Source organism: Pseudoalteromonas sp. HM-SA03, from assembly GCF_002289345.1.
Classification (GTDB): Bacteria; Pseudomonadota; Gammaproteobacteria; order Enterobacterales; family Alteromonadaceae; genus Pseudoalteromonas.
This window is the reverse complement of the sequence record NZ_NSDG01000200.1, coordinates 1-2276: the sequence shown is the minus strand read 5'-3', so window position 1 is coordinate 2276 and position 2276 is coordinate 1. Positions and strand designations below refer to the sequence as shown.

At 35.1% G+C, this 2276-nt stretch carries 1 protein-coding gene; it reads right to left on the bottom strand.

Annotated features, from left to right (window positions below; translation table 11 throughout):
* Nucleotides 1–641 precede the first annotated feature (641 nt).
* Nucleotides 642–2078 (bottom strand): hypothetical protein, encoded by a 1437-nt coding sequence (locus CKO50_RS23320; protein WP_095730088.1) that lies wholly within the window; start codon nucleotides 2076–2078, stop codon nucleotides 642–644.
* Between the last annotated feature and the right edge of the window lie 198 nt (nucleotides 2079–2276).

The following is a 2276-nucleotide window of genomic DNA, read 5'->3' as shown; positions in this document are numbered from 1 at the left end:
GTAAATTTTCCTATTTTAGTTAATGGAAAATTCTACTTATAAACTGTTTCATTTTTTGGGGGAGTTACAATCACGAGGGTACAAATATACAATATATTCATAATATGTTTTCCTTAACATTTCTGGTTAAATTTACAGCGCACCACATTACCCTGTATTCCGGCATATTAAAAGCGCTTGCCATAAAATAGAAGTGATAACGCCGAGCCTGCAGGCTCAATGACTCTGTTTACTACCCTATAGAGGTGAATAGAAATAGGCGATAGAATAGAGAGAATAGACGAGAGAGAATAGACGAGACACCCACCATTAATTTGTGCTGGAACCATAATTAATTTTTCAAATAACTAAACAGCAGAGGCTAGTATGAACAAACATAGCATACTTTTCATTGCCTTAGATACTCATACAATTTAAACCAGACATCCCATAATCGATGCAAACCAAATAGTGATGAGTATCATTTATCAGGTGGCTAACTCATAGATAACTAATGAGAGTAATAACCTCTCTTCATCTCTAGAAACACATTAGTTTATATTTAAAGCGCCCTTTAGAAATTACGGCAACTATCAGCTAAACGAAATTGTTCAGCTTGGAATACTACAATTACTATATAGTAGCGGGTTGCGATGTTGGTACTATTGACTTGCAAGTTTATAAACATCTTCAAACACTATTTTTTTTGGTCCTATCCCCCAAAGGGTAGACTGAAGACCTACGTAATATAGAGCATCTGTTTTCGCATGAATATCAAACATAAAAGTGTCTGTTATTGTACCCACGGTTACCGATATTTGATAGGAGCCTGTAGATAACTCCATCCAAGGTTTGTATTTTAATTCCTTATTTTTAAACTCAACATTTTCATAGCTGCCACTAATAAATAGCCTGCCTGTTTTAGCTTTTCCTACGATAGGTTCAAGCTGAATATTTAATTTTTTTAGTTTTTGGTAATCTTTATATTTATCTAGTCCAATACCATATTTTAACTCAAACTGCACCATTTTTGATTGATACCCTGGGCTAAAAACATAGTAAACTCCCTCGCTTCTCGAATCCGAGGCTATCGCGGGGAGCTTCTGCAACATATTATGCTTACTTATATCAGGATAGTACAAAGTATCCTTTTTTAAACGACCTCTGAAGTCGAGAACTTTTATATTGTCTTGCTCTGGTAGTCTATTCTCTCTTAACCCTAACTCTTCCGCCCTACGTGAAGATATGCGATTAGCCTGAAGGATATATACATTTTCCTGTATTGAGGTAATGACGGCCTTATTATCATATTTCCAATTATCTTTTGGCACAAATTTTTGATCATACTGATAGATTGCAACGGGTAATAAAATCCATAAAAACAATCCTAGAGTTGAACACCATTTGAATGCCCTATGGGCTGTACGACCTGAAATAGCATCCGATTGATTGTGGAATACTGGAGTTTTTTTATCAATGATTGTTTGAGCAAGTGAGTAATACAGAGCGAATACGGTTGATTCTTTCAAGTTTTTAAATAAACACTCTGATTTACCGTTTATAACACAGATAATTGAATACTCTTTTTTCAGCCTACTTTTAAGGCGCATCCTACGTACATCCGCCCCAAAAGTAGAAGTGATTTTATTTAATGCATCACTTGCATAAATTGCTGCACCTCCCTTTCCTAACGCAAGCCACAGAGGCGAAGGCTGTCTATTTGTACCAGCTTTATAACTATCAATAATTGGTGAACTTAGCAGCTTGTTTTCAATTTCGATAGATTGAATTTGATTGAGAGGGATTTCTTTATCATCTGAACCTTTATGAACCAGCAATAAATCATTCTTGATGCTAACAGATTGTTCAGTACTTTTTATGGCGCCAATAAAACATGCAATAACGATTCCTAGAAGAGACAGGTAAATACCAAATACAATTGGTAGACTGTCATAGCCTGAAATCAAGCCTATTACAATACCAATGACTCCAAATAGAAGTAGTTGAGCAAGGATATATCCCATACCAATACCACTACCAAATATAGTGTATTTAATGTGATTATTTTTGTTCGTCAATGAAAATAGGTTTTGTTCCATCGAACCCTCACTAATAAAAAAGAAACATTTCATCTGATGAAATTATACTTAATCATATAACATTAAAGCATTTTGTATTGCAAATGAATAAGTTGGGACCTTGCGAGAATAGACGTGTGAGAATAGACGAGATGTTGTGGTTCAATAAACCCGGACACTATTTTAGGTGGTATCATTACCACTCAACTAGAGGTGTCC